The sequence below is a fragment of the Allobosea sp. FW305-C-101 genome, assembly GCF_058783685.1.
In genome coordinates this window covers 115,008-131,875 of record NZ_JBYSYT010000001.1, presented here as the reverse complement: position 1 = coordinate 131,875, position 16,868 = coordinate 115,008, and the positions used below count along the sequence as shown (strand labels likewise).

At 67.6% G+C, this 16,868-nt stretch carries 12 protein-coding genes; 2 read left to right on the top strand and 10 right to left on the bottom strand.

Annotated features, from left to right (window positions below):
- The first annotated feature begins 10 nt into the window (after nucleotides 1-10).
- Nucleotides 11-2,062 carry a hydantoinase/oxoprolinase family protein gene (locus AC3WMA_RS00620; RefSeq protein ID WP_492283486.1) on the top strand — a complete coding sequence of 684 codons (2,052 nt, stop codon included), beginning with the start codon at nucleotides 11-13 and terminating at the stop codon, nucleotides 2,060-2,062.
- Nucleotides 2,062-3,666 (top strand): hydantoinase B/oxoprolinase family protein, encoded by a 1,605-nt coding sequence (locus AC3WMA_RS00615; RefSeq protein ID WP_492283485.1) that lies wholly within the window; start codon nucleotides 2,062-2,064, stop codon nucleotides 3,664-3,666. Before AC3WMA_RS00620 ends, AC3WMA_RS00615 begins: the two co-directional genes overlap by 1 nt.
- Before the next feature lie 175 nt (nucleotides 3,667-3,841).
- On the opposite strand, the gene AC3WMA_RS00610 is transcribed toward AC3WMA_RS00615, so the two are convergent.
- The 10 genes from AC3WMA_RS00610 to AC3WMA_RS00565 all read right to left on the bottom strand — a co-directional run bounded on the left by AC3WMA_RS00610 (nucleotide 3,842) and on the right by AC3WMA_RS00565 (nucleotide 16,819).
- Nucleotides 3,842-4,939 carry an ABC transporter ATP-binding protein gene (locus tag AC3WMA_RS00610; protein WP_492283484.1) on the bottom strand — a complete coding sequence of 366 codons (1,098 nt, stop codon included), beginning with the start codon at nucleotides 4,937-4,939 and terminating at the stop codon, nucleotides 3,842-3,844.
- 2 nt (nucleotides 4,940-4,941) lie between these two features.
- Complete coding sequence (locus AC3WMA_RS00605) at nucleotides 4,942-6,657, bottom strand: ABC transporter permease (protein ID WP_492283483.1); 1,716 nt, start codon at nucleotides 6,655-6,657, stop codon at nucleotides 4,942-4,944.
- Nucleotides 6,658-6,839: 182 nt separating this feature from the next.
- Nucleotides 6,840-8,177: an ABC transporter substrate-binding protein gene (locus AC3WMA_RS00600; protein WP_492283482.1), complete on the bottom strand. Its 1,338-nt coding sequence runs from the start codon at nucleotides 8,175-8,177 to the stop codon at nucleotides 6,840-6,842.
- A gap of 193 nt (nucleotides 8,178-8,370) precedes the next feature.
- On the bottom strand, nucleotides 8,371-9,726 hold the full coding sequence (locus tag AC3WMA_RS00595) for a sigma-54-dependent transcriptional regulator (RefSeq protein ID WP_492283481.1): 1,356 nt from the start codon (nucleotides 9,724-9,726) through the stop codon (nucleotides 8,371-8,373).
- Entirely contained in the window at nucleotides 9,723-11,663 is a 1,941-nt protein-coding gene (locus AC3WMA_RS00590) for an ATP-binding protein (protein WP_492283480.1), read from the bottom strand. Before AC3WMA_RS00590 ends, AC3WMA_RS00595 begins: the two co-directional genes overlap by 4 nt.
- Nucleotides 11,660-13,036, bottom strand: a complete 1,377-nt coding sequence (locus tag AC3WMA_RS00585; protein ID WP_492283479.1) for an ABC transporter substrate-binding protein — start codon at nucleotides 13,034-13,036, stop codon at nucleotides 11,660-11,662. The genes AC3WMA_RS00590 and AC3WMA_RS00585 overlap by 4 nt, the downstream gene beginning before the upstream one ends.
- A gap of 47 nt (nucleotides 13,037-13,083) precedes the next feature.
- Nucleotides 13,084-14,238 carry an NAD(P)/FAD-dependent oxidoreductase gene (locus tag AC3WMA_RS00580; protein WP_492283478.1) on the bottom strand — a complete coding sequence of 385 codons (1,155 nt, stop codon included), beginning with the start codon at nucleotides 14,236-14,238 and terminating at the stop codon, nucleotides 13,084-13,086.
- Complete coding sequence (locus AC3WMA_RS00575; RefSeq protein WP_492283477.1) at nucleotides 14,235-15,599, bottom strand: FAD/NAD(P)-dependent oxidoreductase; 1,365 nt, start codon at nucleotides 15,597-15,599, stop codon at nucleotides 14,235-14,237. Before AC3WMA_RS00575 ends, AC3WMA_RS00580 begins: the two co-directional genes overlap by 4 nt.
- Nucleotides 15,592-15,852, bottom strand: coding sequence for a (2Fe-2S)-binding protein (locus AC3WMA_RS00570; RefSeq protein WP_492283476.1), 261 nt, complete (start codon nucleotides 15,850-15,852; stop codon nucleotides 15,592-15,594). The genes AC3WMA_RS00575 and AC3WMA_RS00570 overlap by 8 nt, the downstream gene beginning before the upstream one ends.
- 142 nt (nucleotides 15,853-15,994) lie before the next feature.
- The gene (locus AC3WMA_RS00565; RefSeq protein ID WP_492283475.1) at nucleotides 15,995-16,819 is read right to left on the bottom strand and encodes an IclR family transcriptional regulator; all 825 of its coding nucleotides are present in this window, start codon (nucleotides 16,817-16,819) and stop codon (nucleotides 15,995-15,997) included.
- Nucleotides 16,820-16,868 lie beyond the last annotated feature (49 nt).

Genomic DNA, 16,868 nt, shown 5'->3' with positions numbered 1-16,868 from the left:
GAAGACAAAGATGGCGTGGCGGATCGGGATCGATTCCGGGGGCACATTCACCGATGTCTGCCTGTTCGAGGATGCGACCGGCATGGTCGCGGTCTGGAAGGTGCCGTCGACGCCTGACGACCCCTCCCGCGCCATTGCGCGCGGCACGCAGGAAGGCGTCGAGCGCGTCGGCGCCAGCCCAGCCGACATCGCCTATTTCGGCCATGGCACCACGGTCGGCACCAACGCGCTGATCCAGCATCGCGGCGTCAAGACCGGCCTCGTCACCACCGAAGGCTTCCGCGATCTGATCGAGATCGGCCGGCAGAAGCGGCCCGATCTCTACGATCTCCAGGCCGACAAGGCGCCGCCGCTCGTCACCCGCGACCTGCGCTTCGGCGTTGCCGAACGCGTCCGCCATGACGGGTCGGTCGAGACGCCGCTCGACGAGGAGGCTGTCAGGCAGGCGGCGCGGGCGCTGAAGGCGGAGGGCGTCAAGGCAATCGCCATCGGCTTCCTCTACGGCTTCGTCCGGCCAGAGCACGAGGAGGCCGCCAAGCGGATCGTCACCGAGGAATTCCCCGAGGCCTTCATCTGCGCCTCGCATGAGGTCGCGCCCGAATTCCGCGAGTACGAGCGCATCTCGACCGCCGTGGTCAACGCCTATCTCGGCCCGGTCATGCAGGGCTACATCCGCCGCCTCGCCGACCGCCTGAAGGAACTCGGCCTCAAGGCGACGCCGCATCTGACCCAGTCCAATGGCGGCGTCATCGGTTTCGACATGGCGGCGCGGCTGCCGGTACGCACGGTGCTCTCCGGTCCCTCGACCGGCGTCGTCGCGGCGCAGGCGATCGGCGCCATGATCGGCATTCCCAGCCTCATCACCTTCGACATGGGCGGCACCTCCTCGGACGTCGCCCTGCTCAGCAACGGCGAGGCGAAGCTGGCTTCCGAAGCCAATGTCCATGGCTATCCGATCAAGGCGCCGATGCTCGACATCCACACGGTCGGCGCTGGCGGCGGCTCGCTCGCTGCGATCGATTCCGGCGGCCTTCTCAAGGTCGGGCCCCGCTCGGCCGGCGCCGATCCAGGCCCGGTCTGCTATGGACGCGGCGCGACCGAGCCCGCCGTCACCGATGCCAATGTCGTGCTCCAGACCCTGAACCCGACGCACCTGCTCGGCGGCCGCATGCCGATCGACCAGAGCCTGTCGAAACAGGCGATCGGTCGATTGGCGGAGGAGCTCGGCCTCGACCTGATGGCGACGGCACAGGGCATCATCTCGGTCGTCACCGCCAATATGGCCAAGGCGATCCGCGTCATCAGCGTCCAGCGCGGCCATGATCCGCGCGATTATGCGCTGGTCGCCTTCGGCGGGGCCGGACCGCTGCATGCGGCAAGGCTCGCCCGCGAACTCGACATGAAGCGCATCGTCGTGCCTCGCAATCCCGGCATCGGCTGCGCGCTCGGCCTCCTGCTCACCGACCTGCGCGCGAACTTCGCCACGACGCGGCTCGCGACACTGTCCGAAGCATTGGTCCCGGACATGGCGGAGATCTTCGTCGCCCTGCAGGAACAGGCGGATCACTGGTTCACGGAGGAGGGCGTCACCTCGGCCGATCGCCGGCTGAAGCGCACCGCCGACCTGCGCTATCACGGCCAGAACTACGAGCTCGCCATCGACGTTCCGGACGGGCCGATCACGCCCGCGACCATCATGGCGCTGGCCGAGGGCTTCGCCGCCGCCCATAAGCGCCTCTACGGCTTCGTCGCCGAAGGCGAGGCGGTGCAGGTCGTGACCTACCGTGTCGAGGCGGTCGGCCTCGTGCCCAAGGCGGCCTTCCGGCCGGAGCCCGATGCTGGGCCGGACGCCTCCCATGCCGTCGTCGGCAGCCGCGAGGTCTGGTTCCCCGAGGCCGGCGGCTTCGTCGCTTGCCCGATCTATGACCGCGACAAGCTCAAATCCGGCAACCACTTCATCGGCCCGGCCATCGTCGAGCAGATGGATTCGACGACCGTGCTGCTGCCGGGCATGACCGCGACGGTCGAGCCCTATCTCAACCTGATCCTGGAGATGCCGTGATGACCTCTTCCGCATCCGTCAGCGTCGACCCGATCACCGTCGAGGTCATCGGCTCCTCCTTCGCCTCCATCGCTGAGGAGATGGGCGAGGCCCTGGTCAAGGCGAGCTACTCGACCAATATCAAGGAGCGCCGCGACTGCTCGACCGCGCTCTTCGACGTCGAGGGGCAGACGCTCTGTCAGGCCGAGCATATCCCGATGCATCTCGGCTCCTTCATCGGCATCATCCCGCATATCCTGAAGCGTCATTCGGTTGCGGATATGAAGCCGGGCGATGTCTTCATCGGCAACGACGCCTATGAGGGCGGCGGTACCCATCTGCCCGATATCGTCCTGGCCGAACCGGTGTTCCATGAGGGCGTGATGATCGCCTGGGCGGTGAATACCGCGCATCACTCGGATTTCGCCGATCGCGGCCACGCCCATATCTACCAGGAGGGCCTGCGCATCCCGCCGATCCGCCTCTATGACGGCGGCGTGCTGATGAAGGATGTGCAGGAGCTGATCCTGCTCAACTGTCAGGTGCCGCGCGAGCGTCTCTCGGATTTGCGCGCCCAAATGGCCGCGAACCGCCTCGGCGTCGAACGGCTGCGCGCGCTCTGCGACAAATACGGCCGCGACACGGTGCTCGCTGCCGGCAAGGCCTTGCAGGACTATGCCGAGCGCAAGATGCGCGCCGGCATCGCCTCGATCCCCGACGGGACCTATCGCTTCTCCGATTCCTTCGACAATCCCGAGATCGACGAGGCCCTGACCTTCTCGGTCGCGATCACCGTCGCGGGCGAGGAGATGACGCTCGCCTTCGACTCGCCGCCGCAGATGCGCGCTGGCTTCAACATGGTCTACACCGCGCTGCTCTCGACCGTGTATTACGCGGTCAAGACCGTTGCCGACCCGACCATCCCGCCCAATGCGGGGCTGGCGCGACCGCTCACAGTCACCGCGACCGAAGGCACGGTGCTGAACTGCGTGCATCCGGCCGCCGTCAACGGCCGCATCGCCGCCTGCCAGCGCGTGGTGGACCTGATCCATGGCGCTCTGGCGCAGGCCGTGCCGGACCGCGTCATCGCGGCCTGTTCGGGCGCGGTCGCCTCGGCGACCTTTGCCGGCGAGCAGCCCGGGAGCGGCGAACTCTGGGTCTATCTGGAGACGATCGGCGGCGGATCCGGCGCCCGCACCAACAAGGACGGGCTCCACGGCGTCCATGTCCACATGACCAACACCTCGAACCTGCCGGTCGAGGCGCTGGAGCTCGAATATCCATTGACCCTGCTGCGCTACGAGCTGGTCGACGGTTCGGGTGGGGACGGGCGCCAGCGCGGCGGCATGGGTCTGCGCCGCGTCTACCGGGCGGAAGCGCCGTGCCGGCTCAACGTCGATAATTCGCGCCTGACCTCGCGACCCTGGGGCCTCGCCGGCGGCGGCGAGGGGCAGGGCGGCTCCTTCGTCTTCAGCGAAGGCGTCGTGCCCTTCTTCAAGGGCGACGGTGCGCTCGAAAAGGGTCAGATCGTCGAGATCATCACGCCCGGAGCCGGCGGCTACGGCCCGGCCACGGAGCGCAGCGCCGAGGCGCGGGCGCGAGACAAGGCCGAGCAGCGGGGGTGAGCTAGCGATGTTGCTCGGCTAGGCGCAGACGCTTGTCATTCCGGGGCTTCGCGCAGCGAAGAACCCGGAACCCACGACCGGGCGAGCCGCCGACAACCGCGCATCAAATGTCCCACCCAGTCGCGGGTTCCGGGTTCGCGCCTGCGGCGCGCCCCGGAATGACAAGGGGTGTCCCTTAAGCCGCCAACCACAACAGCGCGTGCGGCGACAGCCTGAGCGTTGCCGTGCTGCCGACCTCGAACAAGCCGCTGCCGGACTGGAACGGCACGTCCACCGCCACTTCCGTCGTGCCGATGCGGACCCCGTATCGGACGCTCGCGCCGAGGAACTCGCGATTGGCGACGGTGCAGGGTAGCGCGAGCATCCCATCGCCGGCCGGGCCCGTATCACCGAGACTGGCATGCTGCGGCCTGAAGACGAGCTTGGCGCCCTCCGGCACCTGCGCCTCGGCCAGGACCGGCACGCGCGTCCCGCCCTCGATCTCGAAGATGCGATCCGCTCCGCTGCCGGTGAGCTTGCCCCCAAGGATATTGGCGGTACCGAGGAAGCCGGCGACGAACAGGTTCGCCGGGCGCTCGTAGAGCTCCATCGGCGTGCCGACCTGCTGGACGATGCCGTCATTCATCACGGCGATCCGGTCGCAGATCGTGTTCGCCTCCTCCTGGTCATGGGTGACGAAGATCGTGGTCAGCCCGAGCCGCTGCTGCAGGTCGCGCAACTCGCGGCGCACCTGCACGCGCATCTTGGCGTCGAGATTGGAGAGCGGCTCGTCGAGCAGCAGCACCTTGGGCTCGACCGCGACGGTGCGGGCCACCGCGACGCGCTGCTGCTGGCCGCCCGAGAGCTGCGAGGGCCGCCGCTCGGCGAGATGGCCGAGGCCGACGAGGCCCAAAGCCGCCTCGACGCGCCGCTCGACCTCGGCGCGCTTGACGCCGCGCTCCTCCAGCCCGAAGGCGACGTTGCGGCGCACCGTCATATGCGGCCAGAGCGCATAGGACTGGAAGACCATGCCGACATCGCGCTTCCACGGCGGCAGGTCGGTGATCGGCTTGCCGCCGATCCGGACCTCGCCGGTATCGGCGTGGTGGAAGCCGGCGATCAGGCGCAGCAGCGTGGTCTTGCCGCAGCCGGACGGGCCAAGGAAGGCGAAGAACTCGCCGGGCTTGATCGCCAGGTTGACGTCCTTCAGCACATGGTTGGTGCCGTAGGACAGGTTGACGCCTTCGATATCGACGGCGACGGCGGGCGTGGTCAGGGAGACGGTCGCGTTCATGATCAGTGGCCCATTCCCTTGGCCTTCTGGCTGCGTTCGATGATGAGGTGGGAGAGGAAGGTGCAGGCCGCGACGAGGATCACCGCGACGACGCCGAGCGCGGCACCGGGGCCGCGCCCCGCCGCCGACTGCATGAAGACATAGAGGCCGTAGGCCAGCGGCGCGTCCGAGTTGGACTGCACCAGCATCAATGTCGCCGAGAGCTCGACAGCGGCCGTCGAGAACGAGGTGACGAAGCCGGCAAGGATGCCGCCCGCCATCAGGGGCACGACGATGCGCCTGACCGTGCGCGCCTTCGTGGCGCCCAGGTTCTCGGCCGCTTCCTCCAGCGAGACCGAAATCTGCTGGAGCGCCGCATAGCAGGCGCGCAGCGCATAGGGCAGGCGCCGGATCGCCAGCGCCATGACGATCGTGATCCAAAGCGTCGCTAGCGGCGTCCCGTCCGGCAGGGTGATGCCGTAGAAGGTCCTGAGATAGCCGATGCCGAGCACCACGCCGGGGATGGCGAGCGCGGCGGTCGCCATCCAGTCGAGCCATTCGCGGCCGACGAGCTTGGTCCGCAACACGAGATAGGCGATGGCGACGCCGAGCACGACGTCGATGCCGCCCGCGATCGTCGCGTAGATCAGCGTGTTCTTGATGTAGACCGAACTCTCACCGAAGACGCGGGCGTAATGCGCCGTCGTGAAGGCGTCGGGCAGTGGCGAATACGACCAGATCGTCGCGAAGGAGAGCAGTAGCAGGCCCAGATGTGGCGCCAGCACCAGCGCCAGAATCAGGATGACGATGCCGTAGCCGAACACAGCCTCCATCGGCGTCATCACCCGCTTGGCGAGCCCGCCGCCGCCGCGCTGCGTCGTGGCGTAGTCGCGCCCCTTCAGCGCCCGCGCCGAGAGCCACATCGCCAGCACAGAGGCGATGATCAGTACGACCGAGATGACATAGCCCATCGGGTCGGCGATGCCGATCGAGGTGACCCGGAGGTAGGCCTGCGGCGCCAGCATGTCCTTGACGTTGAGCAGGAGCGGCGTCGCGAGGTCGTCGAAGACCTTGACGAAGACGAGCGAGGCACCGGCGAGATAGCCGGGCATGGCGAGCGGGAAGACGATGCGCCGGAACAGCCGGAAGCCGGAGGAGCCGAGGTTCTGCGCGGCCTCTTCCATGGCGCGGTCGACATTGCGGAGCGCCGCCGAGAGGTTGATCAGGATGAACGGGAAATAATGGACGGATTGGACGAAGATGACCCCGTTCAGCCCTTCCATGAAGTCGATCTTGAAGCCGAACCAGTCGTCGAGTAGCAGGTTGATCGAGCCGTTGCGGCCGAAGAACAGCTGCATCGCCACCGCGCCGACGAAGGGCGGCATGATCAGCGGCAGGAAGCCGAGCGTTTGAACGATGGCGGCGCCGCGGAAGACGAAGCGCGTCGTGAGATAGGCCAGCGGCAGGGCGAAGACCGAGGCCCAGACCACCGACATCGCAGAGACATAGAACGAGTTCCACAACGAGCGCATGAACAGCTCGGTGCGGACGAAATCGTAGAAGTTCACCAGCGTGAAGGTCGAGGTGCCCTTCTCGGTGAAGGCGACATAGATCACCGTCGCCACCGGCAGCACCAGGAACATCAGGAGGAAGGCGGCGATCGCCAGCGCCAGCGCGATCTGGCCAGGCGTGCCGGCGATGCGGCGTGGGCGGGGTGCCGAAGTCGGAATGGCTGTCATGAGATGCGGCCGGGCTGTCATCCCGTGCGCGCTGCGGCATGCAAATGCCGCTGCGCAGACACGGGACCGTTGTCAGGAAAAGGCGCCTGCTGGTCGCGCGGTCCCGTGTCCGCGCCGCAGCGTTTCACGCTGCAGCGCGCACGGGAAGACACGCGAAACTACGAAGACACGCGCGAGCGAGCCTACTTCGCCGCCTTGAGCGCTTCTTCCGCCTTGGCCTTGGCCTTGGCGTAGTTGTCGCGGGCGAAGCTCGCCCATTGCGCCTCGACCTCGGCCTGGCGGGCACCCTTTTCCTTGCCGCCGGTGAAAGCGCCGCGCAGCTCCGCGCTCGCGGCCTGCGCCTCGGTGACGGGCATGGCGGCGAGCAGCACGCGGGCTTCCTCGGCCAGTGCCTTGGCCTTGTCGTTCGGCTTCTTGGCGAGCGCCGCATCGACCTCGTGCAGCACCTTGTTGACGCCCTTCAGCGCGTCGAGCTGGAAGGAGATGATCTGGTCGAACAGCGTGTCGACGACCGCCGTGCGGCCTTCCGACTTGTCGACGTCGAAGCCGATCATCTTCTGGAAGCGCGGATCGGTGAAGGGGTTGGGGTAGTCGGCGCCGGCCTTGGCATAGACGGCTGGGTTGACCGGCAGGCGGCGGATGCCGGGCTCGAGCAGCACTTCCTGGCCGGCGGGCGAGAGCAAGAACTCGACGAAGGCTTCGGCCGCGGCCTTGTTTGGCGGGTTGGCGATGATGCCGACATTGGCCGGGACTACGGTCGTCACGCTCGGATAGACGAACTTGACCGGGAAGCCCGAGGCCTGTGCCGAGAAGGCGAAGAAGTCGATGACGACGCCGACGCCGACCTGTCCGGAATTGACTTGCTCCGGCACGCCGAAGGAGCGCTCGTTGATCGAGCGGAAATTGCCGGCCATCTCCTTGATGGTGCGCCAGCCCTTGTCCCAGCCCTCGCCCTGCAGGATCGTCTCGATCGTCAGATGCGTCGTGCCCGAGCGCGACGGCGCCGCGATCGCGACATGGTCGTAGAAGATCGGCTTGGCGAGGTCCTGCCATTCCTTCGGCTCGGGCAGCTTGTTGGCCTTGGCGTAGCGGTCGTTCCACATGATGCCGTAGCCGGAGGCCGCGAAGCCGAAATAGAAGCCCTGCGGATCGTTGATCGGATAGGAGCCGATCTTCTCGGGGATGCCGGTCGCCTTGGGCTTGTAGGCGGTGAGCAGCTTCTTGCCCTTGAGCACCTCGAAGGCGTCGGGCGCCGAGGCCCAGAACAGGTCGACCTGGTTGTTGGCTTTGGTCTCCTCGACATATTTTACGCCGGCATTGGTGTTGCGGTTCTGCACTTCGAGCGTGACGCCCGGAACCGCCTTCTCGAAGGCCTTCTTGATGGGATCGGTGACGTCCTTGGAGAAGGAGGTGACCACCGTGACCTTGCCGGCCGGCGTCTGCGCCAGCGCGATGGTGATAAACGAGGCGCTCAGCGACAGGCCGAGGGTGGCCGCGAGCGCAGTCCGACGATTCAACATGGCTTCCTCCCGAAGCGAATTTTTGTGGTCGACGTCGAGGTCGATGGCTTCTTCTCAGCAACGGCGATGCCAAGTGCCAGTGGTCTTGATTTCGTTGCGGAATTCGGGAGGAGGGGTCTTCAGATACCCGGTTTCGGGGGCATGGCGGTAACCTGCCGATGCCTCTGATGGGTCATTGCGGTAACATCGCCGCTCAGTCCGCGAGCGCAGCCGTCCCGCTCAAACCGTATCGGCGCATCTTGAGGTAGAGCGTCTTGCGGGTGATGCCGAGCGCCGCGGCCGTGACGCCGATGCGCCCGTTATGGCGTTTCAGCGCGGCGCCGATTCCCTCCGCCTCGGCGACCGCAACCAGTTCTTCCAGCGTGCGTTCCGCCCCGTTGGAAGCAGCCGCGCCGGCATCCGCATCCTCGAAATCCTCGTCCATGCCGAGCAGGCTGCGCTCGGCGGCATTGCGCAATTCGCGGACATTGCCCGGCCAATCCTGCCGCGCGAGCCGTTGCAGCAGGTCGCGCCCGAGCGGCGGCGTGGAGCGGCCGACGCGCGCGGCGGCGAGCGCGAGGAAGTGCTGGAACAGCAATGGGATATCCTCGCGCCGGTCGCGCAAGGGTGGCAGGCGCAAGGTCACGACATTGAGCCGGTAGACCAGATCCTCGCGGAAGCCGCCGGCCTTGGCCAGCGCGGCGAGATCGGTCTTGGTCGCCGCGACGATGCGGATATCGACGGCGATCTCCTTGTTGGAACCGAGGCGCTCGATCCGCCGCTCCTGCAAGGCGCGCAGCAAGCGCACCTGCGCCGCCATCGGCATCGACTCGATCTCGTCCAGGAAAAGCGTACCGCCGCTGGCATGCTCGATCTTGCCGATCCGCCGTTCGCGCGCCCCGGTGAAGGCGCCGGCCTCGTGGCCGAACAATTCGCTCTCGATCATGGTTTCGGGGATCGCCCCGCAATTCACCGCGACGAAGCGCCCGGCGCGGCGATTGCCGAGATCGTGCAGTGCGCGGGCCGCAACCTCCTTGCCCGTCCCCGTCTCGCCGAAGAGCAGCACGTCGGTATCGGCATCGGCCAGCAGGGCGAGCCGGCTGCGCAGGCGCGCGACGGCCGGCGAATGGCCGACGACGCGCGCCGCCCACGGGTCTTCGGGATGGGAACCGGCCTTGAGCGAGCGGTTCTCGATAATCAGCCGGCGGTATTCGCTGGCGCGCCGGATCGTCTCGATCAGGCGGACGGGGTCGGCCGGCTTTTCGACGAAATCCCAGGCCCCTTCGCGGATCGCCTTCACCGCCATGGGAACATCGGCATGGCCGGTGATCAGCACGACGGGGATCTCCGAATCGATCGCCGTCACGGCCGCGAGCAGCCCGAAACCGTCGCGGCCGGGCATGCGGACATCGCTGACCAGGACGACGCAAGCCTCGCGGCCGAGCTCGGCCAGCGCCGCATCGCCCGAGCGCTTGGCGATAACCGCAAACCCTTCCAGCTCCAGCGTCAGGCGCCAGGCTTCGAGCACCTCGGCATCGTCATCGACCAGGACGACCTTGGGAGCGCTCATGCGTCGATTTCCAGCGGGGCCATGACGTGGGCAGTCGTCCCTTCGAGGGTGATCAGGAAGCGGGTGCCGGCGGGGCCGGTCTCGGCCACCGCGAGCGTGCCGCCGAGATCCTTGATGATGTTGTAGGACAGCGAGAGGCCGAGGCCGAGCCCCGAGCCGACCGGCTTGGTCGTGAAGAACGGGTCGAAGATGCGCTCCAGATGCGCCCGGTCGATGCCGGGGCCGCTATCCGCGACCCAGATCTCGACCTTGTGCCCGGTACGGCGTGCGCCGATTGCGATCGTCGCATCCTCCATGCCCGCGACGGCGTCGAGCGCGTTGGCGACGAGATTGACCAGCACCTGCTCCAGCCGGATCTCCTCGGCATGGACATGGAGGCGCCCGGCCGGCAGCTCCCGCGTGAGCGTCACGCGCTCGGCTTCGAAACGCGGCTCGAACAGCGATAGCGCCGTTTCGATGGTGTCGCCGACAGGGACGGGGCTGAGCACCACGCCGGGCTTGCGGGCGAAGCGCCTGAGATGCGCGATCAGGTCTGCCGCGCGGGTCGTCAGCGCCTGGATGCGGCCGATGGCCTTCCGCGCTTCCTCCGGTCGCCCGCGTTCCAGCAGCAGCGCGCCGTTATGGGCATGGGAGCGGATCGCGGCGAGCGGCTGGTTGAGCTCGTGGCTCAAGCCCGCAGCCATCTGTCCGAGCGCGGCGAGCTTGGCGGCCTGGATCAGGTCGTCGCGCGTCTGTCGGAAGACGGCGAGAGCACGGGCAAGGTCGCCGAGTTCGTCATTGCCCGCCTTCGGCAGCAGCGCCGAGGACTGGCCGCTGGCGATGCTGGTTGCCGCCTCGGTCAGGACGCGCAGGCGCGCCACGAGATGGCGCCGGACATAGAACCAGCCGATCAATAGCGCGCCGATGAGCGAGGCCGCCGCGATGGCGAGCAGCAGGTTGCGTCCGAGCCGGATCGCCTCGGCCGAGCGGTCGGCAGCCTCCTTCGCCACGGTTTCCGTGCGCTTCACCTCCTGCGAGACCAGCGTGCCGAGCTCCGTGACGAGCCGGCGGCTTTCCGAGATTAGGCGCTGCGCGTCGGCCAGCGCGGCGAGTTCCGCACGCTTGAGGCCGGGCAGGCCGGTTGTGGTGTCGGCGAGCCCGATCAGGCGCTGCGTGATCTGCCGGACCGTGATCGTGTCCGCCCAGCCGGCGAGCGCCTTGGCCTCGACCTCGAGCTGGTCGACGGCCTCGCCGATGACATGGCCGGTCTGCTCCATGTCCTCGCGGGTCTGCACCGTGCCGAGCCGCCCGAACAGGCCGACGATCAGGTTGGCCTGGGCGTTGAGCGTCATCAACGCTTCGCTCTTGCGGGTCTCCTCGCGGATCGTGTTCGGCTTGCCCGAAGAGGCCTCGCTGCCGATCTGGCCGAGCGCGGTATCGATGTTGAAGCGGGCATCGTCGGTCAGCGGCTCGATCTCGTCGATGAGGTCGGCCTGCAGCCAGCGCAATTCCTCGCTGACGCCGCGGATGCGCTCGGCCAGCGTGAAACGGCGTCCCGAAACGTCGTCGATGGCGTTGAGGTTGCGGCGGATCTCTGCCGCCACGGCTGTCAGCTGCGGCGCATCGAAGCCGCTGCCGGTCCGCTCGGACAGAACCTTGTCCAGCTCGCTCAAGCGCTCTCCCACCACGCGCCTGCCGCGATCGTAGCCGTCACGCCGCTCTGCGTTGGCGAGTTCCGGCATGCCGGCGATGACGCGAGCACTGGCCTCGGCAAGACGGGCGGCGGAGGCAAGGCCGGGCAGATGCTCACGGGCAATCGCCGCCAGTTCCTTGCTGAGCCTCTCATAGGAGATGACGCCGACGATGCCGGCGCCGACCGCGAAGAGGCCGACGCCGAGGAAGGCCGCAATGAGACGCCCGCCGATGCCGAATCGTCTTTTGGGCAGGGCAGGCGTCATGGCCGCGCCCCGGTCAGATTATCTTCGCGCCAGCCCAAAGCCGCCAGCCGCTCAGCCGCTTGCTGCAGGCTGTCGCCGGCTTCCGACGCACGAGCCACGATCGCATTGCGGATATCGGCCTCGATCCGCGCCTGTTCGTCAGGGACGGGAAGGCCGCGCGGCACCCGGACGATATTCTGGAAACGCTTCGTCTTCTCCAGCTCCGCGGCCGAGACCGGCGGTTGCGTCAGCGCAGCGCGTGCCTGTGTCAGCAGCGTGGCTGTCTGCTCGTCGGGGCGCGTGAGCAGTGCCGCCTCCATCGCCTGCAGGCTGCGCCACAGCCTTGCATGCTCGGTGCGGCGGAAGGTGATCCATTCGTCGAAGATCAGGTTGACCAGCTCGTAGCGCCCGGCCGAGAGCCCGGCATCGAAAGCCGTCCGGTTGAAGATGCCTTCCGTCGCCGAGAGATGGGGCGGCGCCTCGTCCGGCCCATAGGCCGAGGGCGAAACGGCGAGGCGCCCGATCCGGGGCTCGCGCAGCATCGCCTGGCCTTCGGGCGAGAGCACGAAATCGATGAAGATCTCGGCCTCCTTCGGATTGGGGGAGGTCGCGAGCCTCGCGATGCTGGCGGGCGCGAACAGCGTCTCGCCGGGCAGCACGAAGCGATTGCCTTCGCCCTCGGCCGTATTGGCCTCCGTCAGGAAATCGATGGAGATGCCGATGCCGAAGCGGCCGCGGGCGACGCCGGCATTCACGCCGAAGCTGCGCGCCGTGATCGTCGCGAGATTGCCGCCGATCGCCGACCAGAGCGCCCAGCCGCGTTCCCAGCCCAGCGATTGCAGGAGAGCCTCGACCATCAGATGCGTGGTGCCGGAGCGAGCGGGTGAGGTCAGGCCGATATGCCCGGCATAGACGGGTGCTGCGAGATCGGCCCAGTTGCGCGGCACCGGCAGGCCGCGCCCCGCCAGATAGGCCGGATTGTAGACCAGCCCGTAGCCCGAGACGGCGAAGCCGAGATAGCGCCCATCGGGATCGTTCACCGGGTAGCCGGCGATGGTCTCGGGCGCGCCGGTCTGGCGCGGCTGTACCGGCGCCAGCAGGTTCGCGCGTTTCAGCAATTCGAAGGCGTCAGGCGCCGAGGCCCAGAACAGGTCGGCCTCCGGCCGCTTCTGAGCGCGGATGTCGATGACGGCGGCCGTCGTCTTCCGCTGCACCACCTCAACTGCGATGTCGGGATGCTTCTTGCGGAAGGTATTGCGGAAGGGCTCGAAGAAGGATGGCGGGAAGGATGTGATGATCTGGACGCGCCGACCCTCGGCCAAGCCGCTGGCGGGCCAGCCGAGAGCCAGCAAGGCGAGGAGGACAAGCCTGAGCGTGACGGCGGAACGACCCATAAAGCCGTCATATAGCCGGCTTGCGGGTCCGGCTAGGCTGCCGCGTCTCAGTCGAATTCCTTCTTGAATTTCTCGCTGACGGTCGCGGCCGTGCGGAAGCGCGTAATCGCGAACGGCTCCAGCGGCGTCGGTGTTTCGCCGTCGAGGATCATCTCGCTGAGGCATAAGCCGACGCCCGGCCCGATCTGGAAGCCATGGCCGCAGAAGCCGAAGGCGTGGAACAGGCCGGGTGTCGTGCCGCTCGGGCCGATCACCGGGATCATGTCCGGCAGATAGGCCTCGATGCCGGACCAGACCCGGATGACATGGCATTGCGCTAGCATCGGCGCGACACGGGCAAGAGCGCGCATCGCGGCAAGCGTCTTGGCGGGCGGTACCGGCGCGCGGTTGGCCTGCGGATCGGCGGCCGTGCGCGGATAACCGGCGAGGATGATGTTGCCGCGCGGGATCTGGCGGAAGATCACCGAGCCGTCGATCGCCTGCACCGAGGGCTCGATCCGATAAGGAAAAGGCTCGGTCACGAATTGCGGCGGCCCGGCCGGGAAGACCGGCGCGCTCTCGCCGAAGCGCTCCGCGATCTCCAGCGCCCAGGCCCCGGCGCAATTGACCAGCGCGCCACAGCTTATCCGGCTGCCATCGGCAAGCGTCAGCGAGAAGCCGTCGCCCTCGCGGTCAACGGCGGTGACGCGCGTATTCTCCAGGATAGTGGCGCCCTGCCTTGCAGCGGCCCGCGCCACCGCTGGTGTCGCCAGCCGCGGATTGGCGGTGGCGTCGCGTGCGGAGAAGGTCGCCGCCACGGCGCGCTCGCCCAGCCAGGGCCAGCGCCGGCGCAGATCGGCGGGGCCGACCCGCTCGATCGCGAGCCCGTAGGATTCGGAAACCTCCGCATAGCCTTCGAGCTTGGCGTGCTCCTCGTCGTCATAGGCGAGGTAGAGATGGCCGGTCTGCTCGAATTCGCAGTCTTCGCCGATCAGCGCGTCGAAATCCTCCCAAAGCGCCTGCGAGCGCAGCGACAGCGGGTACTGGCCAGGAAAGCGGCCTTGCAGGCGCAGGTTTCCGAAATTGACGCCGCTCGACTGCTCTCCGACGACGCCCTTTTCGATAAGCGTCACGCGCTGGCCGCGCCTTGCGAGGAAGAAGGCGGTCCAGACACCGATCAGGCCGCCGCCGACGATCGCGACATCTGTCGTTCGCGTGCTCATGCCGGCTCTTTCGCCGCTGCGAGCGCGATCGGCTTGACCGGAGCCTGACCGCGCAAACGGCCGGCGGCTTCGCCGCCTTTTCCGGTTCCGGCCGCTACGATCTCCTGCAAGGCCGGCCCGCAGACGCGGCCCTGGCAGCGCCCCATGCCGCAGCGGGTCATCGCCTTGACGCGGTTGACCTCGACCGGGCCGAGCGCCTTCGCCATCGCGGAGCGCACTTCGCCGACGGTGACGTTCTCGCAGCGGCAGAGCGTGACCGGATCGGGCAGGGCGGCAATCTGCTCCCTCGGCCAGGCGAAGGCCCGCGCCAGCCCGCGCTGGAAGCTACGCAGCCGCGCAGCCCGCCGCGCCAGCGGCCTGATCGCCGCGATATCCTGTGTTCGCCCGAGATCAGTGAGGATGGCATGGGCGGCGAGCGCCCCGCTGGCCTCCGCCGCATCAGCGCCACCGATCCGCACCCCGTCACCGGCGAGGTAGAGCCCCGGCCGAGCCCGGCCGAAACCGTCGATCTTCGGCAGGAACAAACGGAAATCCGGATCGTAGGCGAAGTCCGCCCCGGCGAGGTCGGCAAGCTGCGTCTCGGGCTTCAGGCCATAACCCAGCGCGATCGCATCGCAGGCGAAGCGCCGCTCGCGCCCGCTGCCGTCGCGCAGGACGAGAGCCTCGACGCGGCCATCTCCTTCCACCGTGACCGGCGTCACGCCGTGCAGCATCGGAACACCCGCGCGCAAAGCCGCCGCCATGTACCAGAGCCCGCGCAGCAGCGTGCGTGGCGCCCCGAGCAGGGCGGGCATCGCGGCGAGCTTGGCGGAGAATGGCGTCGTATCGGCGATCACCGCGATCTCGGCGCCCATCGCGCGATACTGCTTCGCTGCCAGCGTCAGCAATGGCGAGGAGCCGAGGAAGGCGACGCGGCTGCCGATCAGGCAGCCCTGATCCTTGAGCGCGACCTGTGCCCCGCCGAGCGTGAAGACACCGGGCGTCGTCCAGCCCGGAAAGGGTGCGATCCGGTCCATGGCGCCGCTGGCGATCAACAGCTTGTCGCATTCGAGCGTCTCGGCGCGGCCGTCACGCAGCAGGTGCAGGCGCTGGCCGTCGATCGCCCAGACCAATGTCTGGGGCCGGTAATCGATATGCGGATGCAAAGCGGCAAAACGAGCGTGCAGGGCCGCGTATCGACCGGCCTCCGAGCCCATCAGCCGGTTCATGTCGAGGGCGAGGTCGTCGGCTGGGCGGCGATAGCCCTGTCCGCCGGCGCGGGCGCCTTCGTCGATCAGGATGGGTTTCAGCCCGTTGGCGACCAGCAATTCGGCGGCGCTTATTCCGGCCGGGCCGGCACCGATGATAACAATCTCAGCCATGGGCAGGTGCCATGCCCTGCGGTTCGCCGAAGAGCTCCAGCCCATCGCTGACGGGCGTGGTGCAGGCCCTAATCCGGCCGCCAGTCGCGCTCCAGACCCAGCAATCCTGGCAGGCGCCCATCAGGCAGAAGCCGGCGCGCAGCTCGCCCCCGAATTCAAGCCGGCGGACGAACGCACCGTTCTCCAGAAGCGCGGCGAGAATACTGTCGCCTGCGGTCGCGTTGATAGGCCTGCCATCGAAGCTGAGGGTCACCGCCGTTCCAATACGGCGAGCCACACGGCGGAACTGCGCCTGCGAGCGTTCCATTCTGCCTCGAATTTATTTCAATGCGATAGAAGTATGTGGATTTTGATAAATCAAATTGCTCCCTGTCAAGGCCACATGCCCCGTTTTCTCAGACGCGCGAGATGGCGTGGGCGGCGGCGATCACCAGCGAGGAGAAGCGCGAGACGACCTCCTCATGGCTGTAGCGCGAAGTCGAGGTCGCGATATTGACGGCCGCTTCCGGCCGGCCCTGGTGGTCGACGACCGGCGCGGCGATCGAGGCGTCGCCGATATAGACCTCCTCGAAGGCGGTGGCGTAGCCCTGAGCCGCCGACTGACGCAGCTTCTCGCGCAACGCCTCGCGCTGCCATGTCGTCGATGGCGTATGCGCCCGCCGGTCGGAGGCATCGATGATCGCCATTGCCTCGTCCTCCGGCAGGCGCGACAGCATCGCGATGCCCGGTGCCGTGGCATAGGCCGGCATCCGCGTGCCGATGATGACGTCCGTATTGAGGACGTGCCGGCTGAGGAAGCGCGAGACGAAGATGATCTCGGTCTCCTCGCGCACGGTGAGGTTCACCGTCTCCTCGGTCTCCTTGCTGAGATGCATGAGATAGGGCATCGCGCGGTCGAGCAGGCGGCTGCTGCGGACGAAATGATAGCCGAGATCGAGCGTCTTCGCCGTCAGCTCGAAGCGTTTGGTCTGCGCGTCCTTGCGGAGATAGCCCAGCTTGGTGAGCGTATGGGTGAAGCGCTGCGCCGCGCTAACATCCATCCCGGTTTCCGAGGCGACCTGCGACAGGTTCAGCGTCTGATGCTGGCGGCCGAAGGCCGAGAGCACGCGGAACGCCTTCTCCACCGAATTGACCATCAGCGCGTCGTCCTTGCGGCCGGCTTGGTCGGCTGAAGCAGCCGCTCGCTTGCGGCCGGGCTGTGTCTCTTCGGGCATCGTCATCGGCCTGCTCTCCTCGGCGCGATCAATGGCTGCGGCGGGCGATCTTGAC

Bases quoted from the DNA above. Each gene is read 5' to 3' on its own strand.
- AC3WMA_RS00585 (WP_492283479.1), bottom strand. From the start codon at position 13,036: ATGGGTCGTTCCGCCGTCACGCTCAGGCTTGTCCTCCTCGCCTTGCTG.
- AC3WMA_RS00575 (WP_492283477.1), bottom strand. From the start codon at position 15,599: ATGGCTGAGATTGTTATCATCGGTGCCGGCCCGGCCGGAATAAGCGCC.
- AC3WMA_RS00600 (WP_492283482.1), bottom strand. From the start codon at position 8,177: ATGTTGAATCGTCGGACTGCGCTCGCGGCCACCCTCGGCCTGTCGCTG.
- AC3WMA_RS00595 (WP_492283481.1), bottom strand. From the start codon at position 9,726: ATGAGCGCTCCCAAGGTCGTCCTGGTCGATGACGATGCCGAGGTGCTC.
- AC3WMA_RS00580 (WP_492283478.1), bottom strand. From the start codon at position 14,238: ATGAGCACGCGAACGACAGATGTCGCGATCGTCGGCGGCGGCCTGATC.
- AC3WMA_RS00590 (WP_492283480.1), bottom strand. From the start codon at position 11,663: ATGACGCCTGCCCTGCCCAAAAGACGATTCGGCATCGGCGGGCGTCTC.
- AC3WMA_RS00620 (WP_492283486.1), top strand. From the start codon at position 11: ATGGCGTGGCGGATCGGGATCGATTCCGGGGGCACATTCACCGATGTC.
- AC3WMA_RS00605 (WP_492283483.1), bottom strand. From the start codon at position 6,657: ATGACAGCCATTCCGACTTCGGCACCCCGCCCACGCCGCATCGCCGGC.
- AC3WMA_RS00565 (WP_492283475.1), bottom strand. From the start codon at position 16,819: ATGACGATGCCCGAAGAGACACAGCCCGGCCGCAAGCGAGCGGCTGCT.
- AC3WMA_RS00610 (WP_492283484.1), bottom strand. From the start codon at position 4,939: ATGAACGCGACCGTCTCCCTGACCACGCCCGCCGTCGCCGTCGATATC.
- AC3WMA_RS00615 (WP_492283485.1), top strand. From the start codon at position 2,062: ATGACCTCTTCCGCATCCGTCAGCGTCGACCCGATCACCGTCGAGGTC.